19 protein-coding genes are annotated in these 21,815 nt (G+C 68.0%); 3 read left to right on the top strand and 16 right to left on the bottom strand.

Annotated features, from left to right (window positions below; genetic code table 11):
- Nucleotides 1-5 precede the first annotated feature (5 nt).
- The 5 genes from PI246_RS09925 to polA form a co-directional block, all read right to left on the bottom strand.
- Complete coding sequence (locus PI246_RS09925) at nt 6-1,088, bottom strand: hypothetical protein (protein ID WP_320551096.1); 1,083 nt, start codon at nt 1,086-1,088, stop codon at nt 6-8.
- On the bottom strand, nt 1,088-2,803 hold the full coding sequence (locus PI246_RS09920; protein WP_320551095.1) for an Hsp70 family protein: 1,716 nt from the start codon (nt 2,801-2,803) through the stop codon (nt 1,088-1,090). Before PI246_RS09920 ends, PI246_RS09925 begins: the two co-directional genes overlap by 1 nt.
- 105 nt (nt 2,804-2,908) lie before the next feature.
- Nucleotides 2,909-5,107 carry a DNA helicase II gene (uvrD, locus tag PI246_RS09915; protein WP_320551094.1) on the bottom strand — a complete coding sequence of 733 codons (2,199 nt, stop codon included), beginning with the start codon at nt 5,105-5,107 and terminating at the stop codon, nt 2,909-2,911.
- Between the two features lie 86 nt (nt 5,108-5,193).
- Nucleotides 5,194-5,412 (bottom strand): hypothetical protein, encoded by a 219-nt coding sequence (locus PI246_RS09910; RefSeq protein WP_320551093.1) that lies wholly within the window; start codon nt 5,410-5,412, stop codon nt 5,194-5,196.
- Between the two features lie 303 nt (nt 5,413-5,715).
- Nucleotides 5,716-8,436, bottom strand: coding sequence for a DNA polymerase I (polA, locus tag PI246_RS09905; protein WP_320551092.1), 2,721 nt, complete (start codon nt 8,434-8,436; stop codon nt 5,716-5,718).
- Nucleotides 8,437-8,531: 95 nt separating this feature from the next.
- On the opposite strand from polA, the gene PI246_RS09900 reads away from it, so the two are divergent.
- A complete protein-coding gene (locus PI246_RS09900; RefSeq protein ID WP_320551091.1) occupies nt 8,532-9,044 on the top strand; it encodes a DUF2782 domain-containing protein in 513 nt (170 codons plus the stop codon).
- A 222-nt stretch (nt 9,045-9,266) separates the two neighbouring features.
- Here PI246_RS09900 and PI246_RS09895 read toward each other — a convergent pair whose 3' ends face one another.
- A complete protein-coding gene (locus PI246_RS09895) occupies nt 9,267-9,965 on the bottom strand; it encodes a glutathione S-transferase (RefSeq protein ID WP_320551090.1) in 699 nt (232 codons plus the stop codon).
- 45 nt (nt 9,966-10,010) lie between these two features.
- On the bottom strand, nt 10,011-10,901 hold the full coding sequence (locus tag PI246_RS09890; protein ID WP_320551089.1) for a LysR family transcriptional regulator: 891 nt from the start codon (nt 10,899-10,901) through the stop codon (nt 10,011-10,013).
- Nucleotides 10,902-10,994: 93 nt separating this feature from the next.
- Between PI246_RS09890 and PI246_RS09885 the strand changes: the two genes are divergently transcribed.
- Complete coding sequence (locus tag PI246_RS09885; RefSeq protein WP_320551088.1) at nt 10,995-12,011, top strand: bile acid:sodium symporter family protein; 1,017 nt, start codon at nt 10,995-10,997, stop codon at nt 12,009-12,011.
- 40 nt (nt 12,012-12,051) lie between these two features.
- On the opposite strand, the gene purH is transcribed toward PI246_RS09885, so the two are convergent.
- The 3 genes from purH to PI246_RS09870 all read right to left on the bottom strand — a co-directional run bounded on the left by purH (nt 12,052) and on the right by PI246_RS09870 (nt 14,971).
- Nucleotides 12,052-13,641, bottom strand: a complete 1,590-nt coding sequence (gene purH / locus PI246_RS09880) for a bifunctional phosphoribosylaminoimidazolecarboxamide formyltransferase/IMP cyclohydrolase (RefSeq protein WP_320551087.1) — start codon at nt 13,639-13,641, stop codon at nt 12,052-12,054.
- 51 nt (nt 13,642-13,692) lie between these two features.
- Nucleotides 13,693-13,926, bottom strand: coding sequence for a helix-turn-helix domain-containing protein (locus PI246_RS09875; protein WP_320551086.1), 234 nt, complete (start codon nt 13,924-13,926; stop codon nt 13,693-13,695).
- Nucleotides 13,927-14,149: 223 nt separating this feature from the next.
- Nucleotides 14,150-14,971: a zinc-ribbon and DUF3426 domain-containing protein gene (locus PI246_RS09870; protein WP_320551085.1), complete on the bottom strand. Its 822-nt coding sequence runs from the start codon at nt 14,969-14,971 to the stop codon at nt 14,150-14,152.
- A 65-nt stretch (nt 14,972-15,036) separates the two neighbouring features.
- Between PI246_RS09870 and prmA the strand changes: the two genes are divergently transcribed.
- A complete protein-coding gene (prmA, locus tag PI246_RS09865; protein ID WP_320551084.1) occupies nt 15,037-15,939 on the top strand; it encodes a 50S ribosomal protein L11 methyltransferase in 903 nt (300 codons plus the stop codon).
- A 45-nt stretch (nt 15,940-15,984) separates the two neighbouring features.
- On the opposite strand, the gene accC is transcribed toward prmA, so the two are convergent.
- The 6 genes from accC to PI246_RS09835 form a co-directional block, all read right to left on the bottom strand.
- Entirely contained in the window at nt 15,985-17,352 is a 1,368-nt protein-coding gene (accC, locus tag PI246_RS09860; RefSeq protein WP_320551083.1) for an acetyl-CoA carboxylase biotin carboxylase subunit, read from the bottom strand.
- A gap of 10 nt (nt 17,353-17,362) precedes the next feature.
- Nucleotides 17,363-17,827 (bottom strand): acetyl-CoA carboxylase biotin carboxyl carrier protein, encoded by a 465-nt coding sequence (gene accB / locus PI246_RS09855; RefSeq protein ID WP_320551082.1) that lies wholly within the window; start codon nt 17,825-17,827, stop codon nt 17,363-17,365.
- Between the two features lie 55 nt (nt 17,828-17,882).
- Nucleotides 17,883-18,332 carry a type II 3-dehydroquinate dehydratase gene (aroQ, locus tag PI246_RS09850; RefSeq protein ID WP_320551081.1) on the bottom strand — a complete coding sequence of 150 codons (450 nt, stop codon included), beginning with the start codon at nt 18,330-18,332 and terminating at the stop codon, nt 17,883-17,885.
- A 148-nt stretch (nt 18,333-18,480) separates the two neighbouring features.
- Entirely contained in the window at nt 18,481-19,029 is a 549-nt protein-coding gene (locus PI246_RS09845) for a DUF1415 domain-containing protein (RefSeq protein ID WP_320551080.1), read from the bottom strand.
- Between the two features lie 8 nt (nt 19,030-19,037).
- Nucleotides 19,038-19,538, bottom strand: coding sequence for a TlpA family protein disulfide reductase (locus PI246_RS09840; protein ID WP_320551230.1), 501 nt, complete (start codon nt 19,536-19,538; stop codon nt 19,038-19,040).
- Nucleotides 19,539-19,564: 26 nt separating this feature from the next.
- Nucleotides 19,565-21,787 (bottom strand): protein-disulfide reductase DsbD, encoded by a 2,223-nt coding sequence (locus tag PI246_RS09835; RefSeq protein WP_320551079.1) that lies wholly within the window; start codon nt 21,785-21,787, stop codon nt 19,565-19,567.
- Nucleotides 21,788-21,815 lie beyond the last annotated feature (28 nt).

Raw genomic sequence — 21,815 nt, 5'->3', positions numbered from 1 at the left:
CGCGCCTACGGGGTGGGCGCAGGCCAGTAGCGGTTGCGGACACACCACCCGCCGCGCTGCTTTAGCGCGCGTATCTCGTCGCCCGTCAGGCCGTCGTAGGCCTGGGGGCGAGAGAGCTGGTGGTAGAGGTCCATGCACGTGCGCGGCGTGTCGTCGACGGCGTTGCCGTCGACGTACTGAACCACGAGCCTTACGATCTGAAACGCCAGCCAGGCGATAAACCAGAAGCCGTAGCCACGCAGCCGGAACCACTGCCGTGTTTTCTTGACGCGCGGCCGATAGGCGTCGGCGGACGGGGCGCTTTGACGTATCGACCGTTTGCTGGCGTCGGGCAGCGCCTCGAAGGCCTTGCGCCATGACCTGGCCACGTCGTCGTCCAGGTAGAGCCTGATCCATTGCCGGTAGGATGCAAGCAGCGCTTCGATCTCCGGCCAGTGACGCACGACACGGGGCGTGAGCGATGGGGCCTCCGCGATCAGCGCGAGCCAGCGCTTGCGCCGCGAGGTGGCCAGTTGTTGCCAGACCTCCCGCTGTTTGAAGACCTGTTCGATCCACGGGCCGCCGGCCAGCGGCGTGGTCTGGCCGATGTGCTCCCAGTGGAACCGTTCCGCCGCGGCCTCGAACAATGCCGCCCGGTGCGGCAGCGCTTGCGTCGCCAGCAGGTCGATCAGCCGCTCTTCGAATTCCCCGGGCGCGTCGACATAGCGCGTGCGCAGGCAGACCAGCGTGCGATCGAGCGATGCCACGGCGTCGGCCTGGCTTGCGCGACGGACCTCCGTCACGAAGCGGTCCCCCAGTTGCACAGCATCGCGCCGCGCGTCGGCTTCCTGGGCCATCAGCGATGTCGCGGGTGGCGCGTCGTCGGGGCCGGAATCGTCAGCGGCGGCGGGCGGTTCAGGCTCGTCCTCAGCCTGCTCGCACCATGCGCGGGCCGCCTCGTACGCGGCGCGAAGCCGGGCAAACGCGTCCGGATCGGCGCCGGGATCGATGGCCCGCAACGCTTGCGCATAGGCGCGCCGCACCGCGGCCAGGTCGGCGTACGGCGGCAGCCCCAGTTCCCGCAGATGCCAGGGACCCGTGGTGGCCATCAGGTCGCCGGGTCGGGCGCGAAACGCCCGTCTGACTCGATCGCCTTCAGCGCCTCGCGGAACGCATCGGCATCGCGCGCGATGAGGCGCGGATCCTGCGAGGCCAGCACCTGCTCGAAACGCAGGATCATCGCGCCGACGTGATCGCGCATGTCGCCCAGCAACTGTTCGTAGAGGCGTTCGGCACGGGCGAGCAGCGTGCGATTGTCCAGCGTGTCGCGCGGGTGGATCTTGAGCTGCGACAGCGCGGCGAGACGGTCGGCGATCTCGGCCGGTGACAGATGCGAGTCGCCGCTTTCGATCACCAGTCGCTGCACCTGGCCGCTCGCGACCACCGTCGCTTCGACCTCGAGCAAACCGTTCACGTCATAGGTGAAGCGTAGGTCGACCCCGTCGGCGTGGCCGGCGCCTGGCTGCATGGGAACATTCAGCTCACCCAAGAGGATGTTGTCGCGCACCATGCGCGACTCGCCCTGGTAGACGCCCAGGCGCAACGTCTTTTGCTGGGGCGAGAGCGGCACGAATCGTTGCACCCGGCTCACCGGCACCACGGTGTTGCGCTGGATGATCGGTGCATAGAAGCCTTCGGCATGTCCGCCGCTTTCGAGCCGCTGCGCCACGTCGGTGCCGAGCGTGTAAGGACACACGTCGGTCATCACCCGCTCGTTCAGTGCCGCGTCCTTCATCTTCAGGCCCGCCTGCACGGCGGCGCCCAGCGCCACCACTTCGTCGGGATTCAGGCCCACGGCCGGGAAGCGGCCGAACATGCGTGTGGCGAGGGCGCGGACCATCGGCATGCGAGTCGCGCCACCGGCGAGCACGACGTTGTCCAGGTCGGCCGCCCGGATGCGGGCGTCGCGCAGGGCGCGCTCGATCGGGCGCCACAGGCGGTCGAGCAAGGGTTGCGAGAGTTTCTCGAACGCGGCCGCGTCCAGCGTGACGGCGACGGACGCGCCGTTCCAGGAGGCCTCGAGGGTCGCCTCGCCGCGGGCGCCGAGGTCACGCTTGGCGACCTCCGCGCGCGCGGACAGGCGCTGCATGAACAGGGCATCCCGGCGCGCATCCTCGGGCAACCCCTCGGCGAACAGGCGGTCGACGAGCAGGTGGGTGAAGTCCTCGCCACCCAGCATGTTGTCGCCGGCGCTGGCGCGCACTTCCATCACGCCCTCGAACATCTCCAGGATGGACACGTCGAACGTGCCGCCGCCCAGGTCGAATACCAGAAACTGCGTTTCCGCCGTCGCATCGTGCAGACCGTAGGCCAGTGCGGCGGCCGTGGGTTCGTTGAGCAAACGCTCGACCGTCAATCCGGCCAGTTCGCCCGCGATGCGCGTGGCCTTGCGCTGGGCATCCGAAAAATAGGCCGGGACGGTCACGACCGCTTCGGTGACGGCCTCGCCGAGGAAGGCCTCCGCGTCGGCCTTGAGCGAGCGCAGCACCAGCGCGGAGAGTTCTTCGGGCCGGTAGTCCCGGTCACCGAGCCTCACCGTGCGCGCACTGCCCATGTAGCGCTTGAACAACGCGGCGGTACGCTGCGGATGGGTCTGGAGGCGCTCGCGCGCGGCCTCGCCGACGAGTACGCTGCCGTCGTCGTCGATACCCACGCAGGAGGGCGTCAACGCGTGGCCCAGTGCGTTGGGCACCAGGCGCGGCGCGCCGTCTTTCCAGACGGCGACGAGGCTGTGGGTGGTTCCCAGATCGATCCCGATGATCATGTCTTACCCTGGCGGCGGTGTGCGCCGCGCGCAACGGACCATCGCTGGCGAAGGATCACGAGGCTTCCTTCGGGAAGATCGTGATCCGGCCGACGTTGGAGCCCCTTACAACGCGGTCAGGTTCGCGTAAGCGTAAACCAACCACTTGCTGCCTTCACCCTCGAAGTTCACCTGGACCCGCATGTGCGCGCCCGCCCCCTCGGCGCTGACCACGGTGCCCTCGCCGAACTTCGGATGGCTCACGCGCTGGCCCAGGCGCACCGGCAGGGGCTCTTCGATCGACGTACCGGCGAAGCGGTCGGCGTAGGCCGGGCGGGAGACCTGGACGCGCGGACGCAGCTCGTCGATGAGCTCGGGCGGGATCTCGCCGAGGAAGCGCGACGGCCGGGCCAGCATCTCCGTGCCGTGCATGCGCCGCGACTCGGCATGGGAGACGTAGAGCTTCCGGCGCGCACGGGTGATGCCCACGTAGGCCAGGCGGCGTTCCTCTTCGAGACGGTTCTCTTCTTCGGTGGAGCGCTGGCTGGGGAAAAGCCCCTCTTCCATACCCACCAGGAACACGATCGGAAATTCCAGGCCCTTGGCCGAATGCAGTGTCATGAGCTGGACGCAGTCGTCCCAGGCCTCGCCCTGGCCTTCGCCGGCCTCCAGCGCCGCATGGGAGAGGAAGGCCGACAGCTCGTTGAGCCCGGCATCGAGGTCTTCGGGCGTCATCTCGAAGCGGCTGGCGACGTTGACCAACTCGTCGAGGTTTTCCACCCGCGCTTCGCCGTTGCCGCGTTTATCGTTTTCGTAGAAATCGCGCAGGCCCGTATGCACGATGGCATGTTCGATCTGTTCGGCCAGCCCGAGCGCCGCGGGTTCGTCACCGCCGCCATCGTGGCCGCCGAACGTGCGCTGCAGCGTGTCGATGAGACCGATGAAGGCCCTGACGGCGTTCTTCGCGCGACCGGCGAGCGAGCCGGTGGACACCTCGTTGAGCGCGGCCTCCCACATCGAGCTGCTTTCGGTGCGCGCGCGGCGCCGGAGTTCGTCGAGCGTGCGGTCGCCGATGCCGCGGGGCGGCGTGTTGACCGCGCGCTCGAAGGCGGCGTCGTCGTGGCGGTTGGCCGCCAGGCGCAGGTAAGCCAGGGCATCCTTGATTTCGGCGCGCTCGAAGAAGCGCAGGCCGCCGTAGACACGATAGGGCAGGTTGCGCTGGATGAGTTGTTCTTCGAAATTGCGCGACTGCGCGTTCGAACGATAGAGGATGGCGCAGTCGCGCGCGTTGCCGTGTTCGGCGATGTGCTCGCGGATGCGCTCGATGACGAAGCGGGCTTCGTCCTGCTCGTTATAGGCCGCGTACAGCGCGATGCGATCGCCCTCGTCGCCGTCGGTCCACAGCTGCTTGCCGAGGCGACCGCCGTTGCGGGCGATCACCGCGTTGGCGGCGTTGAGGATGGTCGAGGTGGAACGATAGTTCTGCTCCAGGCGGATGGTCTTCGCGCCGGGGAAGTCGTTGAGGAACTGCTGCACGTTCTCCACGCGCGCGCCGCGCCAGCCGTAGATGGCCTGGTCGTCGTCACCCACCACGAACGCCTGGCCGGTGGTGCCGGCCAGCACGCGGATCCACGCGTATTGCAGCGTGTTGGTGTCCTGGAATTCGTCGATCAGCAGGTAGCGCCAGCGATCCTGGTAATGGCGCAGCACCTGCGGGTCCTTCAGCCACAACTCGTGGGCGCGCAGCAGCAGCTCGGCGAAGTCGACGAGCCCGGCTCGCTGGCATTGCTGCTCATAGGCCTTGTAGATCTCCACGAAGGTGCGCGTCACCGGATGGTCGCGGTGTTCGATGCCGTCCGGACGCTTGCCTTCGTCTTTCCACTGGTTGATCTGCCAGGCGGCCTGACGGGGCGGAAAGCGTGCTTCGTCCAGGCCCAGGCCGGCGACCACGCGCTTGATGAGGCGCTGCTGGTCGTCCGAGTCGAGAATCTGGAACCCTTCGACCAGCCCCGCCTCGCGCCAGTGCCGCCGCAGCAGGCGGTGGGCGATGCCGTGGAAGGTACCCACGGTGAGGCCTTGCGTGCCGCCGGGGATCAGCCCATCCAGTCGGGCGCGCATCTCGCCCGCCGCCTTGTTGGTGAAGGTGACGGCGAGGATCGCCCAGGGCGGCACCCGCTCTACCTGGGTGAGCCAGCCGATGCGGTGGGTGAGGACGCGGGTCTTGCCGGAACCGGCGCCCGCCAGGATCAGGTAGTGGCCCGGCGACGCGCTGACGGCTTCGCGCTGGGCCTCGTTGAGATCATCGAGAAGGTGGGAAACATCCATCCGCCCATTTTGCGGGAAGACCGCGATGGCCGCCATGCGGCGCGTGAAGCCGGGTCCCCGGCCTCACGCGCCGCGGGCGCGACTCCTCAGCGACGCCGGGCGATGCCCGCGACCGCGACGACGCCACCGATCACGATGCCCGCGATGCCGACCCACTGCGGCACGGCCTTGTCGTGCGTGGCCGTGATCTTGGCCGAGCCCACCTGTGCCAGGGTGTCCGTCTTGCTGTAGCTGCCGTTGCCCGCGACGACCCAGATACCCAGGCCGATGAGGATGACGCCGACGACGATGAGTCCTGCGCGCATGGGATGGTGCCTCCTGTTGAGTGAAGCGCAGGATGCCCCGGCCGATGTGAAGGCAAAAAAAAGCCCCGGAAGCCAGGGGTGCTTCCGGGGCCCGGGGAGCGTCCGGCCCAGGGGAAAGCCGGGGTGCTCCAGGGTTACTCCAGGGAGGTGGAGTACACCGATGCGGACGCCGTTGCGTACGTCCGAAGCTATAGACGCCGCCCGTGGGCCAAAGTTGCATCGATGACGACAGAAAAAGTCAGTTATCGTTCATTTTCAATGTAATCAATAACCTACGGGGCGACGCGCGGGGCGACGACCGCGTCAATGCGCTTCGTCCCAGTTGGCGCCCACCCCGATGCTCACCTGCAACGGCACGCTGAGCGCCGCCGCCCCCACCATCCGTGTCTCCACGTTCGCCCGCACCTCGTCGACGGCGTCCTCGCGGACCTCGAAGACCAGTTCGTCGTGCACCTGCATGAGCAGGCGGACGTCGTCGCGCGGCTCGATCCACGCGGCCACCGCGATCATGGCGCGCTTGATGATGTCCGCGGCGGTGCCCTGCATCGGCGCGTTGATGGCCGCGCGTTCGGCGCCGGCGCGGTGGGCCTGGTTACGCGAGTTGAGGTTTTCGAGGTAGAGCCGGCGACCGAAGAGGGTTTCGACGTAGCCGTCGCGATGGGCGCGGTCGCGGGTGTCGTCCATGAACTGGCGCACGCCCGGGTAGCGCGAGAAGTAGCGGCCCATGTAGTCGGACGCTTCGCCGCGATCGACGCCGAGCTGGCGGGCCAGGCCGAACGAACTCATGCCGTACATCAGGCCGAAGTTGATGGCCTTGGCCGCGCGGCGCTGGTTGGTGGTGACGTCTTCCGGGGCGACGTCGAACACTTCGGCCGCCGTGGCGCGATGCACGTCGCCGCCTTCGGCGAAGGCGCGCACCAGGCCCTCGTCGCGGGAGAGGTGGGCCATGATGCGCAACTCGATCTGCGAATAGTCGGCCGCCATGATCCGCCAGCCGGGGGGCGCCACGAAGGCCTGGCGGATGCGGCGGCCTTCCTCCGTACGCACCGGGATGTTCTGCAGATTCGGGTCGGACGAGCTGATGCGTCCAGTGGCGACGGCACCCTGGTGATAGCTCGTATGCACGCGGCCCGTGCGCGGGTTGACGATGCCGGCGAGTTTGTCGGTGTAGGTCGAGCGCAGCTTGGCCAGGCCGCGGTAATCCAGGATCAGGCGCGGCAGTTCGTGCGCGTCGGCGATGGCTTCGAGCGCTTCTTCGTTGGTGGACGGCTGGCCCTTGGGCGTTTTCACCTTGGCGGGCAGCCCGAGTTCGTCGAACAGCACGGCCTGCAACTGCTTGGGCGAATCGAGGTTGAAGTCGTGACCGGCCGCGGCATACGCCTGCTGCTGCAGCTCGAGCATGCGACGGCCCAGGTGCTGGCTTTGCCGGCGCAGTTCGTTGGCGTCGATGAGCACGCCGGTGCGCTCCATGTTCGCCAGCACGGGAACCAGCGGCATTTCGATGTCGTCGTACACCGAGCGCAGCGTCGGCTCGGCTTCGAGTCGCGGCCAGAGTGCCTGGTGCAGGCGCAGGGTGATGTCGGCATCCTCGGCGGCATAACGGCAGGCCGTGTCGCAGTCGACCTGCGAGAACGAAATCTGTTTCGCGCCCTTTCCGGCGACTTCCTCGTATTTGATGGTGGTGTAGCCGAGGTATTTCTGCGCCAGCGAATCCATGTCGTGGCGCGTCGCGGTAGCGTTGAGACAGTAGGACTCCAGCATGGTGTCGTGGCGCAGGCCCCGCACCGCGATGCCGTAGCGCGACAGGATGTTGATGTCGTACTTGCCGTGCTGGCCCACCTTCGGCCGCGACGGGTCTTCAAGCACCGGCGTGAGCGCGGCCAGCACATGATCGGACGACAGCTGCGCCGGCGCACCCGGGTAATCGTGCGCGAGCGGTATGTAAGCGGCCTTGCCCGGTTCCACCGCCAGCGACAGGCCGACGATCTCGGCCATCATCGGATCGAGGCCGGTGGTTTCGGTGTCGAACGCGATGAGGGGCGCGGTCTGGATTTTTTCCAGCCACGCCGCCAGGCGCTCTTCGGTGACGACCAGTTCGTAGTCCACGGGCAGGTCGGCGGCGGGGGAAGGCGACGTCTCGGTATGCGTGGCCACCGGGGCGGCGACGGGTGCGGTCGGGGCCGCGATGTCGAGATCCCTCAACGCCGCCTTGAAGTCGTAGCGCGCGTAGAGCTCGCGCAGTGCATCCACATCGGGCTCGCGCATCGTCAGGTCGGCGGGACCGCGGTCCAGCGGCACATCGGTGCGGATGGTGACCAGTTCGCGCGACAACGGCAGTCGGGGCAGGGCGGCGCGCAGGTTGTCGCCGATCTTGCCACCGATGCGATCGGCGGCAGCCATGAGCGCGTCGAGATCGGCGTATTCCGCGAGCCACTTGGCCGCGGTCTTCGGGCCACATTTTTCCACGCCGGGCACGTTGTCGATGGTGTCGCCCGTCAGCGTGAGGAAGTCGACGATCTGCTCGGGTCGCACGCCGAACTTTTCGATGACCCCCTCGATGTCGAGCGTGGTGTTGGTCATCGTGTTGATGAGTACCACGCGAGAACCCACCAGCTGGGCGAAATCCTTGTCGCCGGTGGAGATCACCGTATCGATGCCGGCGTCGCGTGCCTGGAGGGCAAGCGTGCCGATCACGTCGTCGGCTTCCACGCCGGGGACGCACAGGATGGGAAAGCCCAGGGCCGCGACGATCTTCATCATCGGCTCGACCTGCGCGCGCAGGTCGTCCGGCATCGACGGGCGGTTGGCCTTGTACGCGGGATAGAGGTCGTCGCGGAAGGTGCGGCCGGGCGCGTCGCAGACGAAGGCGACGTAGTCCGAGCCGGCCTTCATGGTGGTGCGCAGCATGTTGACGATGCCGAACAGCGCGCCGGTAGGCTCGCCGTGCGCGTTGGTCAGGGGAGGCAGCGCGTGGAAGGCGCGATACAGGTACGAGGACCCGTCGATGAGGGTGAGCGTAGGCATGCGGCGATTCTCTCATGGCGGGGTGTCGCCCGCCCGTTCACGTGGCCGCGGGGTGGCGGCTTGGTATGCTCTGGGCCCCGTACGGAGACTTCCCCATGACCCGCTCGCATGCCCTCGTCGCCGCGCTCGCCCTCGCCCTGGCGTTGCCCGCCGCGGCGCAGACGCCCAAGGAACCCCAGTTCAAGGCGTTGCCCCCGCCGGCATTGAACGACCCGGGCGTGAAACCGGGCGAGCCGGATCGTTCCGGACAGAAGCCGATCGAGCGGCCGGTGCCTTACGACCAGGCCCAGGAGAACCAGTCGTCGCCGGCCACCTCCGACGCCGAGGGACGCACCGTATCGGCGGCGAACCTGCCCTCGCTCGATGGCCGCGGCGATGCCCCGCCGGATGTCGCCGTGCATCAGGAAGGGGACAACCGCGTTGAGGAATATCGCACTGGCGGGCGCGTGTTCATGGTACGCATCGTGCCGAAGAACGGCGTGCCGCAGACCTACATGGTCGGCGACGACGGTCAGCTGCACCGCGACTCGAAGGACGGCCCGGTGAGCCCGGTGCAGTACAAGGTGTACGAGTGGGGTAACGCGCCGAAGCCGGCCGGTTCGAACTGACGCGGGCGATCCCGGGCGATGGTCGCCGCATCGCCGATGCGGTCGGTCACCGTCCCCCTGCGCTGAGCCTTTGATCCGCGGTGCGCGCGGGCCGTCGCCGCGAACTCTCAGGCGGGGGCGGCGCGATGAAGGCCGCGCGCATGCCGCGAGTAGCCCGCGTCGCCGGCACGAGGCCGGGTGGCGCCTATTGATTCCTGCGTCTGCGTGGGCGCGGCCAGGGCATCAGCCGTCCAGCTCCGCGTAGTGGCGAAAGATGCCCATCTGGTTGAACGCCACCCGGCGCTCGGACGCGAGGTACGCGGCGATGTTGGGCCGTTCCGCCACACGTTTGGCCAAGCCGTCGAGCCGCGGCCACGCGTGCATCGCCATCGCTTTGGGAAACGCGTACCGCAATCCTTCCATCACCTGGAACAGCGACAGGTCGACGTACGAGTGCCGGCCGAGCGGATGGATGCCGCCACCGCGTTCGATGGCTTTTTCGAAGTAGCCGAGAAACTTCGGGATCCGCGACTCGCGGAAATCTTTCGCACGTCGCTTCGCCTCGTCGCGTTGATCCTCGTAATACAAGCCGCTCGCCACCGGATGGTGCGTGTCGTGCGCTTCGGCGACGAGGTCGGCGATGGTCAGTTGCAACTGATGGGCGTAGAGCCGTTCCGGCTCGCCATCGGGCACGAGGCCGTGGCGAGGCCCGAGATAGTGCAGGATATTCGCCACCTGCGCGATGACGAGCTTGCCGCTCTTCAGGAACGGCGGCGCGAAGGGCAAGGCACCGTCTTCCTCACCGCGCAGGAAAGGCATCATGACGTCATCGCCCTCGCTGCGGGCTACATCGACATAGGCCGCCCCCGCGTCTTCCAGGCATAGCCGGACGAACTCGCCACGTCCTTGCAACCCGGTCCAGTAATAAAGTCGATAGGTCATCGGCGTACCTCCCGTCCGAAAGCACCGAGCATGCCCGGCCGCCGTTCAAGCGAGCGTGAGCGCGGTCTCCCGGAAGGCCTCCCACACCGTCTGAGCGGGCGGCGACAGCGAACGCGCCCGTCGCCGCAGCAGCGTGACCTCGCGACGCGTCTCCGGCTCCAGGCGCAGTACGGTGAGCCCGGGGCGCAACGCGTCGAGCGACAACGCGGGCGTCACCGTCACGCCCAGGCCCGCCTCCACCATGCGGAACGCCGTATACGCATGGCCTACCTCGAAGGCGACATGCATCGGCAGCTCGCGCCGGGCAAACGCGGCATCGATCAGGCGACGGCTGCCGGAGGTATGGTCGAGCAGCACGAGCGGCTCCTGCGCTAGTGCGTCCCAGCCCACGGCCTTTCGCCGGGCGAAGCGATGGTCGTCGCGGCAGACCAGCCGGAACGGGTCGCGCAGGATCGGCTCGGCGTCGAACGCCTCGGCGCTGGCCGGCTCCACGGTCAGGCCGAAATCGACCTCACCGCCACGCACGGCATCGAGCACCTGGGCCTGGTTCTGGTCGCGGAGCAGGATCTGGATCGACGGATGGCGGGTGGCACACAGCGCGATGCATGCCGGCACGAGGCCCGCCGATACCGTGGGGACGGCGGCGATGCGTACCCGGCCGCGCAGCGGATCGGCCTGGGCGCGGGCGTGCGCCAGTACGCCATCCAACTCGTCGAGGACACGCGACACTGCCTGCTCCAGGTACCGCCCCGCCTCGGTCGACACCACTTCGCGGGTGCTGCGATCGAAGAGGCGCACGTCGAGTTCGGCCTCCAGGTCGGCGATCAGCCGACTGATCGCGGGCTGGGTGAGGTGCAGGGCGTCGGCCGCCCGGCGGAAATGCCGGTGCTCGGCCACGGCGAGGAAAGCGCGAAGCTGGCGCAGCGAGACATTCATGTCGAAAATGTATCACTGAATCAGATAAAACGATTTGCCTTATGAGTGCCGTGGCGCTGCAATGGGGCGGCCGCTCGCCATCGACCTCACGCCATGCGCCGCTTCCTGCCCGACGGATTCACCCTCTCGCTCATCGCCACCGTGATCCTGGCGAGCCTGCTGCCGTGCCAAGGCGTGGCAGCGCGCATCTTCGACGTGCTCACCGACGTGGCCATCGCCCTGCTGTTCTTTCTGCACGGCGCGAAGCTCTCCCGTGAGGCGGTGGTCTCCGGCATGACGAACTGGCGCCTGCACCTCACCGTGCTGGCGAGCACGTTCGTGCTGTTTCCCCTGCTCGGCTTGCTGCTTCGGCCGCTGCTGGGGTCGCTGGTCTCGCCGGACCTCTACCTCGGCATCCTCTTCCTGTGCACGCTGCCATCGACAGTGCAATCGTCGATCGCCTTCACCTCCATCGCGCGAGGCAACGTCCCCGCGGCCATCGTCTCGGCATCGGCCTCTAGCCTGCTCGGCATCTTCATCACGCCGCTGCTGGTGGGCCTGATCATCGCCGGTTCGGGACGCGGTGGCCTGTCGCTGCACGCGGTCGGCGCGATCGTGGTCCAGTTGTTCATTCCGTTCGTGGCGGGGCAGGTGGCGCAGCGCTGGATCGGACATTGGGTGCGCCGCCGCGCGGCGCTGCTGAGCTTCGTGGATCGCGGTTCGATCTTGCTCGTGGTGTACACGGCGTTCAGTGCCGCGGTGCTTCAGGGGCTCTGGCACCAGTTGCCATGGCCCGTGCTGGCCGGCCTGCTGGTGGTCAATGCCGTGCTGCTGGCGCTGGCGTTGCTCGCGACCCGCTACGGCGCGCGCGCCCTGGGTTTCACGAAAGACGATGAAATCACCATCGTGTTCTGCGGCTCGAAGAAGAGCCTTGCGTCCGGCGTGCCGATGGCGAAGGTCTTGTTCGCCGGGCATCCGCTGGGCCTGATCGTGTTGCCGATCATGTTGTTTCACCAGATCCAGCTGATGACGTGCGCGGTGCTCGCGCGCCGCTACGCGCTGCGACCGACACCGCTGGGGGCGGGCCTTGCCCGCGAACCCGCGGCGCCGACCGATGGCCTGAAACCCTGAACCTTGGCGTGGGCGGCGCGCGTCGCCCACGCGTCGACCGTCAATGCCGGAAGTGGCGAACGCCGGTGAACACCATCGCCATGCCGTGCTCGTCGGCGGCCTCGATCACTTCGCCGTCGCGCATCGAACCGCCCGGTTGGATCACGGCCACGATGCCCGCCGCCGCGGCGGCATCGATGCCGTCACGGAACGGGAAGAACGCATCGGAGGCCATGACGCTGCCCGGCACGACGAGGCCGGCTTCTTCGGCCTTCAGGCCGGCGATCCGGGCACTGATCACGCGGCTCATCTGACCTGCGCCGATGCCGATCGTGCGGTGATCCTTCGCGTAGACGATGGCATTGGACTTCACCATCTTCGCCACGCGCCAGGCGAACAGCAGGTCGTCGAGTTCGGTCGACGTCGGCTGGCGTTTGCTCACGACCTTCAGTTCGTCGCGCGTGACCTGGCGATGATCGGCGGTCTGCACGAGAAGGCCGGAACCGACGCGCTTGACGTCATGCGTGTTGCGCCCGGTACCAAGTGGAATCTCCAGCACGCGCACGTTGGCCTTCTTCGCCGCCTCGGCCACCGCGTCGGCGTCGACGGCCGGGGCGATCAGGACTTCGACGAACTGACGTTTCAGGATCACCCGGGTGGTTTCTGCATCGAGCGGGCGGTTGAAGGCGATGATGCCGCCGAATGCGGACGTCGGGTCGGTGGCGTAGGCCATCTCGTAGGCCGACAAGGCATCGGCGGCCACCGCGACGCCGCACGGGTTGGCGTGCTTGACGATCACGCAGGCAGGGGCGTCGAACTGACGCACGCATTCCCACGCGGCGTCGGCATCGGCGATGTTGTTGAAGGATAGTTCCTTGCCTTGCAACTGGCGGAAGGTCGCCAGCGTACCGTCCGCCGGATAAAGGTCGCGATAGAACGCACCGGACTGGTGCGGATTCTCGCCGTAGCGCAGATCCATCACCTTGACGAAGCGACCGTTCGACTGCGCGGGGAATTCGGCATGGCCCGCCACGGCCGTTTGCGCGTCATCGAGCGTGAGCCCGGAAAGGTAGTCGCTGATCGCGGCGTCGTAGTTCGACACGCGATTGAACGCCGCCACCGACAGGCCAAATCGCGTGGCGCGCGACAGGCCGCCGTGCGTCTCGATCTCGGCCAACGCGGCATCGTATTGCGCGGGATCGGTCAGCACGCCGACGTCGTTCCAGTTCTTCGCCGCCGCGCGCAGCATCGCCGGGCCGCCGATGTCGATGTTCTCGATGGCGTTTTCCAGCGTGCATGCCGGATCGGCCACCGTTCGCTCGAACGGATAAAGGTTCAGCACGAGCAGGTCGATCGGCACGATGCCGTGTTCGGCCATCACCGTGTCGTCGGTGCCGCGACGGCCGAGCAACCCGCCGTGCACGCGCGGATGCAGCGTCTTGACGCGGCCGTCCATGATTTCGGGGAAGCCCGTGAGGTCGCCGACATCACGCACCGGGATGCCCGCGTCGCGCAATGCCTTGGCGGAACCACCGGTGGAAAGAATCTCGACGCCGGCTGCGACGAGGCGACGGGCGAGCTCCGTCAGGCCCTGCTTGTCGGAGACGCTGACGAGTGCGCGGCGGACGGGGACGAGATCGGGCGTAGGCATGGGCGCTTCCGGGGGCGAAAGCGCGTCATTATAGCCGCCCGGACGGCCGAATCAGGAGAGGCCGTGGGCAGCCAGCTTCTTGCGGAGCGTGGCGCGATTGATGCCGAGCGCGGCAGCGGCGCGACTCTGGTTGCCTTCGTGGAAGGCGAGTACTTCGCGAAGGAGGGGGCCTTCGACCTCGCGAATCACGAGCGCATGCAGGCCTTCACCGCCTTCGGTGTCACCAATGTCGGCAAGGTAGCGACGGACGGTGCGGCTGACGCATTCGCTGAGGGCGCTCTGCATGGATGTCTCGTTGGCGGCCTCGACGGCAATCAGTCTCACAGCGTTCAAGGCATTCCCCTCTCGCAGTCCGGAGCAGGGCTCCGGCCAGTTCTTGTTCTAATCGGTGGTCATACGTGCGATACGGCAACGCCGTCGAGCGGCCGCCGAAAGTCGCGAAGGGGACCGAGTGTACTCGCCTCGGATGGCGAAAGGCAGGCTTGCAAAAAGAAATTTTTTCGAACGGTCACTCGAAGCTGAAGGCGAAGGAAACCGCCTGCTGGCCCGGGTCTTGCACCTCGAACACCATCGCCGTGGTCGCCCCCGCCGCCAGGCCCCGCGCCCGCGCCGCGGCGTCACCGACGTAGTCGTCGGGCTGGAACCGGCGCATCGCCAGGCGGTGTCCCATCGCATCCGAAAGCACGATGGTGACCACCGGATACGGTTGCCCGAACGCCGCGTCGTTGCGCACGCTGGCGGTGATAAGCAGCGCGTCGCGCACGGTCGGGTGTTGCTCCACGTCGCGCGCCAGCAGACGAAGGCGCGCAGGCGCCGCCACGAGCGGAAGGCGGCAACCGATCAGGTCGCAGGCGCGGACCAGCAGCGGCCCGGCCGTGGGATGGGCAATGAGCGTGTCGCGCTCGGCCCAGGCCAGTTGGGCCAGCAGGCCGAGCAACAGCACCGTGCAGACCGACACCCATAGGACGCTGCGCCACGAGCGCCGCCGCCGGCGGGCGAAGGCGGGGGTGAACGTCAACCGGCTGAAATCCTCCCCCGCGGACGGATGCTCCGCGGGGGACGCCATGTCGGCGGTCGGCGCGGCGGCCGCGTCGCTTTCGGTGGCGGGTGGGCGCGGACGGAAGACGGCGACGCCGACGACCGGCGGCTCCTGGTCGAGTGCGTGTTCGTCGAGCCGGATGAACGGCTCGGGCGGAAGCTGGTCCGCCAGCGTGCCCAGCGCGTTGAACACCGTGTCGCAATGCGCGCAGCGCACGCAGCCGCAGGCTGGCACGAGCAGGCGCGCGTCGAGCTTGTAGACGGTGAGGCACTCGGGACACTGCGTATACATCGTTCGATCATAGCGTGCGTGGCCGGTAGAATCGTGGTCCTCTTCCCCGTTTGCGTGGCGCCACGATGCCCTGGCTCGAACTTTCCCTGACCATCCGCGCCGCCGAGCAGCCGCGCGTCGAAGCCGCGCTGGACGACCTCGGCGCCCTGTCGATCACCCTGCGCGACGCCGACGCCGAAACGCCGGACGAAGAGGCCATCTTCGAGCCGGGCGTGGGCGAGATCCCGCTGTGGAACCAGATCGTGCTCCAGGCCCTGTTCGAGGCCGATGCCGATCGGCGTGGCCTCACCGCCGCCCTCGCCGACGATCTTCCGTTCATCGAGCCGGCGCAGATCGCCTGGCGCGAGGTCGAAGACCAGGACTGGGAGCGGGCCTGGATGGACCAGTTCAAGCCGATGCCGTTTGGCCGCCGCCTGTGGGTCTATCCGTGGAACATCGATCCGCCCGACGACGGCGGCATCGTGGTGGTGCGGCTGGATCCAGGCCTTGCCTTCGGCACGGGCACGCATCCGACCACGGCGATGTGCCTGGAGTGGCTCGACGGCCAGCAGCTCGCCGGCAAGCATGTGCTCGACTACGGTTGCGGTTCGGGCATTCTCGCCATCGCCGCGCTGAAGCTCGGCGCAGCGCGCGCGGTGGGCATCGACAACGACCCCCAGGCCCTGCTCGCGTCGCGCGACAACGCCGAACGCAATGGCGTCGACAGCCATCTGGACGTCTATCTGCCGGGAGAGGCGCCCGAGACGCCTGCCGACGTGCTCGTGGCGAACATCCTCGCCGGGCCGCTCGGCGAACTGGCCCCGACCTTCGCCGCCGCCGTGAAGCCGGGTGCGCCGTTCGCGCTGTCGGGCATCCTGCACGGGCAGCACGATGAGCTGCTGGCGCGCTACGCGGCGTGGTTCGATGGCCTGGAGGTGCGCACGATGGAAGACTGGGTACGCATCAGCGGCTATCGCAAGCTGGGCTGAATCCTTTCGGTAGAAAAAAACATCCCGCCTTTCGGCGGGATGGTTTCATTCGGCGGCCTGGGCCTTCTCTTTCTGCTCGGCCATGCGTTTTTCCAGGTAGTGGATGTTTTGTCCGCCCTGCTGGAAGCCGACATCGGCCATGATCCGCTGCTGCAACGGAATGTTGCACTTGACGCCTTCGATCACGGTTTCGTTGAGCGCCATGCGCATGCGCGCGATGGCGGTCGCGCGGTCGGGGCCGTGCACGATGAGCTTGCCGATCATCGAGTCGTAGTTCGGCGGGATGCGATAGCCGTCGTAGAGGTGGGTGTCCACGCGCACGCCCGGGCCGCCCGGTGCCTCGAATCGCTTCACCGTGCCGGGGCTCGGCATGAAGGTGTCCGGATCTTCGGCGTTGATGCGGCACTCGATGGCATGGCCGTTCAGCACGATGTCTTCCTGGCGGATCGACAGCGGGTGGCCGCTGGCGATCATCAGCTGCTCGCGCACCAGGTCGATGCCGGTCACCAGCTCGGTCACCGGATGCTCCACCTGGATACGGGTGTTCATCTCGATGAAGTAGAAGCGGCCGTTCTCGAACAGGAATTCGAACGTGCCCGCGCCGCGATAGCCGATGCGGATGCAGGCGTCGACGCACACCTTGCCGATCTGCGCGCGCAGCTCCGGCGTGATGCCCGGCGCCGGGGCTTCTTCCACCACTTTCTGGTGGCGTCGCTGCATCGAGCAGTCGCGCTCGCCGAGGTGGATGGCGTTGCCCTGGCCGTCGGCCAGCACCTGGATCTCCACATGGCGCGGATTTTCCAGGAACTTCTCCATATAGACCTGATCGTTGCTGAAAGCGGCCTTGGCTTCCTGCTTGGTCATCACGATGGAGTTGGCCAGATGGGCTTCGGTGCGGACCACGCGCATGCCGCGGCCACCGCCGCCGCCCGCGGCCTTGATGATCACCGGGTAGCCGATCTCACGGGCGATGCGCAGGTTTTCGTCCACGTCGTCGCCGAGCGGGCCGCCCGAGCCGGGTACGCACGGTACGCCCGCGGCTTTCATGGCGCGAATGGCCTCGACCTTGTCGCCCATCAGGCGAATCACGTCAGCCGTGGGGCCGATAAAGACGAAGCCCGATTTCTCCACCTGTTCGGCGAAGTTCGCGTTCTCGGAGAGAAAACCGTAGCCCGGATGGATGGCGCCCGCGTCGGTGATTTCCGCCGCGGCGATGATCGCGGGAATGTTGAGGTAGCTCTCGGCCGACGGCGGCGGACCGATGCAGACCGATTCGTCGGCGAGGCCGACGTGCTTGAGGTTGCGATCGACGGTGGAATGCACCGCGACCGTCTTGATGCCCAGCGCGTGGCACGCGCGGAGCACTCGCAGCGCGATTTCGCCGCGATTGGCGATGACGACCTTCTCGAGCATGGCGAGGGCCTCAGGCGATGACGAACATCGGTTCGTCGAATTCCACCGGCTGGCCGTTCTCGACCAGGATGGCGACAACCGTACCGGAGACGTCGGCCTCGATCTGGTTGAACATCTTCATCGCTTCGATGATGCCCAGCGTCTCACCGGCCTTGACCTGCTTGCCCACCGTGGCGAACGCCGGCGCACCGGGCGTGGAGGCGGCGTAGAAGGTGCCCACCATGGGGGCCTTCACCACGTGACCCGGCGGCAGCCCGGCGTCGGCCGCGGGTGCGGCGGCCGGCGCGGCAGCCGCCGGGGCAGCCACGGGGGCGGGCGCCATCGGGGCGGCCATCATCTGGGGAGCGGCCACGGCCACGCCGCCCTTGGGCACGCGCGACAGGCGGACCACCTCTTCGCCTTCCTTGATTTCCAGCTCCGCGAGGTTCGATTCCTCGAGCAGGTCGATGAGCTTCTTGATCTTGCGCAGGTCCATGGGACAAACCTTTACTGGTGGTGGGACGGGCGCGCGGGGCGCCTCCAAAGGAAACTCAGTTGGCGGGCACAGCCAGGCGCAGCAGGGCGGCTTCCAGCGCCAGCCGGTAGCTGTCGCCGCCGAAGCCACAGATCACGCCGCTGGCGAGGTCCGCCATGTAGGAGTGATGGCGGAACGGCTCGCGGGCGTGCGGGTTGGAGAGGTGGATCTCGATGAACGGAATCGCCACGCCCGCCAGGGCATCGCGGATCGCCACCGACGTATGCGTGAACGCGGCGGGATTGATCAGGATCCAGGCCGTGCCTTCGTCGCGGGCCTGATGGATGCGCCCGATCAGCTCATGCTCGGCGTTGGACTGGAACCAGCCCAGGTCGTGCCCGGCCGACTGCGCACGCGCCGCCAGGGATGCGTTGATGTCGGCCAGGGTCTCATGCCCATAGACCGACGGCTCACGCACGCCGAGGAGGTTGAGGTTGGGTCCGTGCAGGACGAGGATCCTGGCCACTGTTCACCTGTGCCGTGGGTCCGGGGCTCCGGAACGCCGCGAAGTGTGCGCCTGTGGCGACGCGTTGTCCAGTTCGGTGACGTTCGGCGCAGTTCGCTGGAGATCGCGGCTTTCCACACGCGGGCGTATGGAAAGCGTGGCATGCCGCTCAGGGGAACAGTTTGCGCCAGCCGTCGAGGCCGAGCCTGTCGAGCGTCGCGATGTTCGCCTCGAAGATCGTCGAGGCTTCGGGGAACGCCGTCACGGCCTTGTCGATGCTGGCCTCGCGCAGCAGGTGCAGGGTAGGGAAGGGCGCGCGGTTGGTGTAATTGGTGATGTCATCCGGGGCGGTTCCCTCGAACTGGAAGCGCGGGTGGAAGCTCGCCACCTGGATCTCGCCGTCGAGTTCGAGGTCGGCCACCGTGTCGTCGGCCACTTCGAGGAATTCGTTGAAATCCTCGAAATCGTCCAGCACCCGTGGGTGGATCAGCAGCGTGGTGTCGACGGTCTCCGGATCGATGTCGCGCAGGTATTCGAGTTCGCGCACCAGGTCGGCATGCAGTTGCAGGGGCTGCTCGGCGTCGCTGACGACGTAGCGTACCTGCCCCTTGCGCTGCACGGCCTTGGCGAAAGGGCACAGGTTGAGGCCGATCACGGCGCGTTCGAGCCAGAGGCGGGTCGCGTCGATCGCCTCGTCGTGGGTGGGCAGGGTGTCCATCGTTCGTCTCAGGGCGCGAGCCAGTCGTCCAGCTCGGCGGCGGTGAAGGTGCCGCTCTTGCGGCGCAGGATGCGTCCATCTTCGCCGATCAGCACGCTGTAGGGCAGCACCCGCAACGTATTTCCCAGCGACAGCGATCCGCCGGGGGCGTCGGCGTCCACCAGGAGCACCGGGTAGCCGACGGGGGCCTCCCGCAGATAGGCGCGGACAGCGTCGCGGGTGTCTTCGGCCACGCCGATCACCACCGCCCCACCCGCGCGATGGCGTCCGTCGGCCTGGTTGAGCAGGGGCATCTCGCGACGGCAGGGTGCGCACCAGCTCGCCCAGAAGTTCAGCAGTACGCGCCGGCCGTGCCAGTCCGACAGGCGGTGGGTCTTGCCGTCGATATCGATGAACGTCGCGTCGGGCGACCGGTCGCCTACCTCGGCGATGTCCTCCTGGCTGCCGCCGCGAAGCTGCCGGTGTTCGAGCCACAGGCCGGTGGCGGCCGCGGCGACCGCCAGGAGCACGATCAAGAACGTGGGGCCGCGGGTGGTCAACGCGCGGCGTCGCCGAGCGCCTGGGCGACGCGATCGTAGGTGAGCACGGTGGAGAGCTTGCGACCGTCGCCACCGCCTTTGGGATACACCACGTAGAGCGGCACGCCCACCGAGTGGTATTGCTCGAGAAACGCGCCGATGGTGGCGTTGACGTCGGTCCAGTCGCCCTTCATGTAGACGGTGCCGGTGCGCTTGAGCAGGTCACGGAATGCCTGCGTGTCGAGCACGGCGCGCTCGTTGGCCTTGCAGGTGATGCACCAGTCGGCGGTCATGTCGACGAGTACCGGCGTACCGGCCGCGCGCAGTTCGGCCAGCTTCGCCGGCGAGTACGGCACCGAACCATCGGCGGCCGTGGCGTTGGACGAACCCGACGACGCCGGTAGCCCATGCACCATGTACAGCGCGAACGCCGCGCCCAGCCCGAGGATCGCGCTGAAGATCCACGACAGGCCGCCCCGGCGGCGGCCGTACCACCACAAGGCCATCGCAAGCAGCACGCCGCCCGCCAGCACGAGGGCGGAAGCGTCGGCGCCGCGCTGCTTGGTCAGCACCCACAGCAGCCAGACGGCGGTGAGGTACATCGGGAAGGCGAGCGCCTGCTTGAGGGTTTCCATCCAGCGACCGGGGCGGGGCAACAGCCGGGCGACCGTCGGCACGAAGCCGATCAGCAGGAAAGGCAGGGCCAGGCCGAGGCCCAGCGCGAGGAAAACGAGGAAGGCCACCCCGAGCGGTGCCGCGAAGGCGAAGGCGATGGCCGACCCCATGAACGGCGCGGTGCACGGGCTGGCCACGACCACGGCGAGCACGCCGGTGAAGAAGTCGCCCGAGGGTCCCGAGCGCGACGCCAGGCCGCTGCCGACATTGCCCAGCGAGCCGCCGATCTCGAACACGCCCGACATCGACAGGCCGACCGCCAGCATCACGTAGACGAGCAGTCCCACCGCCAGCGGCTGCTGGAACTGCGCGCCCCACTGCACGCCATGACCCGCGGCACGGATGCCGACCACCACCAGGCCGAGCGCAGCGAAGGCTACCATCACGCCAGCCGTGTACCACAGCGCGTGGCGCCGGGCGGCATGGGGGCTCTCGCCGCTTTCCAGCACCGTGATCGCCTTGAGCGAGAGCACCGGCAGCACGCAGGGCATCAGGTTGAGCACGAGGCCGCCGAGCAGAGCCAGGCCCAGTGCCGCGAACAGGCCGACGTGGGCCTCGTCCACCGCACCGGCATGCGCCGGGGGCGGTGTCGGCGCCACGTCCGCCGGTTCGTTCGTGGCCGGGGCGGGCGCCGGCGTGCCGACCTGCACGGCACCGCTGGCGAGGTCGGCGCTCAGGTGGCGCGTCATCACCGGATAGCAGATGCCGTTTTCCTGGCAGCCCTGGTAGGCGACGTCGAGTTCGACCTTCGCCGACGGATCGGTCACGCCTTTCAGGGGTACCGGCACCTCGACCTGGTCGAAATAGACGATGGTGTCGCCGACGTGTTCGTCGTGGTGGGCCACGCCGCTCGGCCAATCGGGCTCGCCCGCGGTGACGCCGGTCGGCGAGGTCACGGTGACCTGCGTCTTGTCGCGGTAGAGGTAGTAGTCCTTCGGCATCGTCCAGCGCAGCACGAGGGTCTTGCCGTCCTTCGCCAGGGCCTCGAAGCGAAACGCCTGGTCGGCCGGCAGCGCGGCCGCGTCGGTGCCGGGGGCGCTGGCCGGTGCGCCGAGCAGCGCGGCACCGTTCGCGGCGGGGGCCGCCGCGGTCGGGATCGTGGAGGCGCCGCCGACGGTGAGCGTCAGGTGCTCGGTATGGGGTGGGTAGCAGATCTTCGGCTCGACCTCGTGGCAGCCCTGGTACTGCACGTCGAGCGCCAGCGTCGTGTTCGCGGCGTTGGCCAGCGTGTAGGGGACGGTGGCCTCCACGTCGCCGTGGTAGATCTCGACATCGCCCAGATAGTCGTCGTGTTTCTTGATGCCGTCGGGCAGCGCGGGCTGGCCGAGGGTGACGGCCGAGGGATCGGCGGCCTTGATCTTGATCCGGCCGCGATAGAGGTAGTAGTCCGGCGCGATGCGCCAATGCAGCTTCGCCGTGCCCGGCTGGCTCGGGTCGGCCGTGAGATGGAAGGCCTCGGTGACCGGCAGCAGGCCGTCGTCGTCCTGCGCGAACGCAGGCAGGGCGAGGAGGAACAGGGTGGCCGCGGCGGCCAGGTTCCGCGCGAGGCGGGCGAACGACGGCATGGTGGCTCCATGGATCGGGGCGGCGCGG

Origin of the sequence: Luteibacter sahnii, from assembly GCF_034063545.1 — a bacterium.
GTDB classification, from domain to species: domain Bacteria; phylum Pseudomonadota; class Gammaproteobacteria; order Xanthomonadales; family Rhodanobacteraceae; genus Luteibacter; species Luteibacter sahnii.
This window is presented reverse-complemented; position numbering and strand designations above follow the sequence as displayed.

What these genes read in the sequence shown, in the direction of transcription:
- purH (WP_320551087.1), bottom strand. Translation starts at nt 13,641, where the DNA reads ATGCCTACGCCCGATCTCGTCCCCGTCCGCCGCGCACTCGTCAGCGTC.
- PI246_RS09890 (WP_320551089.1), bottom strand. Translation starts at nt 10,901, where the DNA reads ATGAATGTCTCGCTGCGCCAGCTTCGCGCTTTCCTCGCCGTGGCCGAG.
- PI246_RS09845 (WP_320551080.1), bottom strand. Translation starts at nt 19,029, where the DNA reads ATGGACACCCTGCCCACCCACGACGAGGCGATCGACGCGACCCGCCTC.
- accC (WP_320551083.1), bottom strand. Translation starts at nt 17,352, where the DNA reads ATGCTCGAGAAGGTCGTCATCGCCAATCGCGGCGAAATCGCGCTGCGA.
- PI246_RS09835 (WP_320551079.1), bottom strand. Translation starts at nt 21,787, where the DNA reads ATGCCGTCGTTCGCCCGCCTCGCGCGGAACCTGGCCGCCGCGGCCACC.
- polA (WP_320551092.1), bottom strand. Translation starts at nt 8,436, where the DNA reads ATGCCTACGCTCACCCTCATCGACGGGTCCTCGTACCTGTATCGCGCC.
- PI246_RS09920 (WP_320551095.1), bottom strand. Translation starts at nt 2,803, where the DNA reads ATGATCATCGGGATCGATCTGGGAACCACCCACAGCCTCGTCGCCGTC.
- prmA (WP_320551084.1), top strand. Translation starts at nt 15,037, where the DNA reads ATGCCCTGGCTCGAACTTTCCCTGACCATCCGCGCCGCCGAGCAGCCG.
- uvrD (WP_320551094.1), bottom strand. Translation starts at nt 5,107, where the DNA reads ATGGATGTTTCCCACCTTCTCGATGATCTCAACGAGGCCCAGCGCGAA.
- PI246_RS09900 (WP_320551091.1), top strand. Translation starts at nt 8,532, where the DNA reads ATGACCCGCTCGCATGCCCTCGTCGCCGCGCTCGCCCTCGCCCTGGCG.
- PI246_RS09925 (WP_320551096.1), bottom strand. Translation starts at nt 1,088, where the DNA reads ATGGCCACCACGGGTCCCTGGCATCTGCGGGAACTGGGGCTGCCGCCG.
- PI246_RS09895 (WP_320551090.1), bottom strand. Translation starts at nt 9,965, where the DNA reads ATGACCTATCGACTTTATTACTGGACCGGGTTGCAAGGACGTGGCGAG.
- PI246_RS09875 (WP_320551086.1), bottom strand. Translation starts at nt 13,926, where the DNA reads ATGCAGAGCGCCCTCAGCGAATGCGTCAGCCGCACCGTCCGTCGCTAC.
- accB (WP_320551082.1), bottom strand. Translation starts at nt 17,827, where the DNA reads ATGGACCTGCGCAAGATCAAGAAGCTCATCGACCTGCTCGAGGAATCG.
- PI246_RS09870 (WP_320551085.1), bottom strand. Translation starts at nt 14,971, where the DNA reads ATGTATACGCAGTGTCCCGAGTGCCTCACCGTCTACAAGCTCGACGCG.
- PI246_RS09910 (WP_320551093.1), bottom strand. Translation starts at nt 5,412, where the DNA reads ATGCGCGCAGGACTCATCGTCGTCGGCGTCATCCTCATCGGCCTGGGT.
- PI246_RS09885 (WP_320551088.1), top strand. Translation starts at nt 10,995, where the DNA reads ATGCGCCGCTTCCTGCCCGACGGATTCACCCTCTCGCTCATCGCCACC.